1 protein-coding gene and 2 pseudogenes are annotated in these 1,612 nt (G+C 64.3%); 1 reads left to right on the forward strand and 2 read right to left on the reverse strand.

The genetic code is table 11. The features are described from left to right. Nucleotides 1–319: 319 nt before the first annotated feature. Nucleotides 320–763, reverse strand: a pseudogene (locus ACZ7NC_RS45540) (IS6 family transposase); the annotation flags it as partial. A 352-nt stretch (nt 764–1,115) separates the two neighbouring features. Here ACZ7NC_RS45540 and ACZ7NC_RS45545 point away from each other — a divergent pair. Beyond that, nucleotides 1,116–1,490, forward strand: coding sequence for a hypothetical protein (locus ACZ7NC_RS45545; protein WP_471498351.1), 375 nt, complete (start codon nt 1,116–1,118; stop codon nt 1,488–1,490). Here ACZ7NC_RS45545 and ACZ7NC_RS45550 read toward each other — a convergent pair. Beyond that, a pseudogene (locus tag ACZ7NC_RS45550) lies at nt 1,491–1,612 on the reverse strand (DEAD/DEAH box helicase family protein); the annotation flags it as partial.

Below are 1,612 nucleotides of genomic sequence, written 5' to 3' on the forward strand. Positions count from 1 at the left end.
AGCCTGCACTTCCTGGACCTGCACCGCGGCCAACTGCGGCAACAGGACCTCCAACTCGAGGACATACACCCTCCAGTGTGCCCCCAGAGCCCCGGAACCGCGACGGATTCGATCACCCGCTACGAAAATCAAGGCAGAGCCACGAATTAGGTGTTCTTCACCGTTTTGGTTTAGTAGTTGATGGTTGGTCTGGTTGGCCTACACCCGTCCGGCGGTGAGGCGGCCGTCGAAGAGCAGGTCGAACTCGTTGAGTGGCCTTGTCAAGTTGCCGATGGTGTAGGTGGGTTGGGGCAGGTCGGTGGTGCTGGCTGTGCCTGGCTCAGGCGGTCGCTGTCGTATTGGCGGTGGTGGTGATCGTGCGCCAGAGGGTGTGGCGTTCGGCCATCTCGGCGCGGTAGTCGGGGGCGGTCATCAGGTGGCGGTGGGGGCGGAAGTGCGGTGAGATCTGGGAGAAGGCGGCGAGGAATCTCTGGGCTGTGCCGATGCTGCGGAAGCCCTTCATACCCCGCTCGCGCTCCCGTGTGGGGATATGCGAGTTCTCTGCCCTGTTGTTCAGATACTTCGAGCTGCGGTGCTCGACCGATGGCATGACCTGGCGGTGGGCAGCCCCGTAAGAGCGGAGCCTGTCGGTCACGATCACTCTCGGCACGGTCTCGGTGCCCTTGAGGAGCTTGCGGAAGAAGCGCCGGGCCGCGGCGGCGTCCCGCTTATCGGTCACGAGGATGTCCAGGACGTTGCCGTCCTGGTCGACCGCCCGCCAGAGATCAGGATTGTGGCGTGTGTCGCATGCGTGGGTGGATGAGATAAGGCGGACTTTCGGCCGGTATTGCTTTCGAGGCAGTGGTTTTGTTATGCGGTGCACAAAGTTTTAGTACGTGTCAGTCTCTTTTATATCGTCGCTGGCATGGCCGGGATCACGTCTGTTCTTGCGTAACGGAGTGCGTAGCGGACAGGGGGGTGACGCGCCCGGCCTGGTGTGTTTTTCTCGTTGGCAGCTTGTCTGGCAGCGGAAAACGCGGGCAACAGCTCCCGCCGTCTGCTTCCTAGTGAAGTGACATCCGGCCGGTGGCGGTAGCGGTCGCACGGCTCGATTCAGGCATGAGGAGGAAGGGCTGATGGCGCGTCACAAGAAGGCTTCCCAGCGGATACGCCTGCTGAAGGCGGGCGCTGTCGCAGTGCCGGTTTCTGCAGGCCTGCTCTTGACCCTGACTCCCGGCGTGCACGCTGCTCCCGGCCAGCAGGCGACGCCGCTGCCGCCGTCGCAGGCCGCCCCACAGCCGTCGGCGCCCACCCCGGCGCAGGTGAAGCAGCTTTCCCCGGGGGACTGTATGGCGATCAAGCGCCTCACCCCGAAGGAGCGGCAGGAGATCGCACGTCTCACGCCCAAGGAGCGGCAGGACCTTGCCCGCCTTACCCCGAAACAGCGGCAGGAACTTGCGCTGCTCGCGCCGCTGATCAAGCTGTTCAAGCCGCTGCTGAAGCTCGGCTGATGCCAGAAGATCCAGCGTCGGCACCAGCACGAGCACACGCCCCCTGGGCACAAGCCGCCTCGCCGACGCCGCCGCCATGATGGTCTTCCCCGTCCCACACGCCGCGTGCACCTGACCACGAA

Source organism: Streptomyces sp. NPDC111802 (genome assembly GCF_055634335.1).

Coding starts and splice junctions, on each gene's coding strand:
- ACZ7NC_RS45545 (WP_471498351.1), top strand. CDS start 1,116: ATGGCGCGTCACAAGAAGGCTTCCCAGCGGATACGCCTGCTGAAGGCG.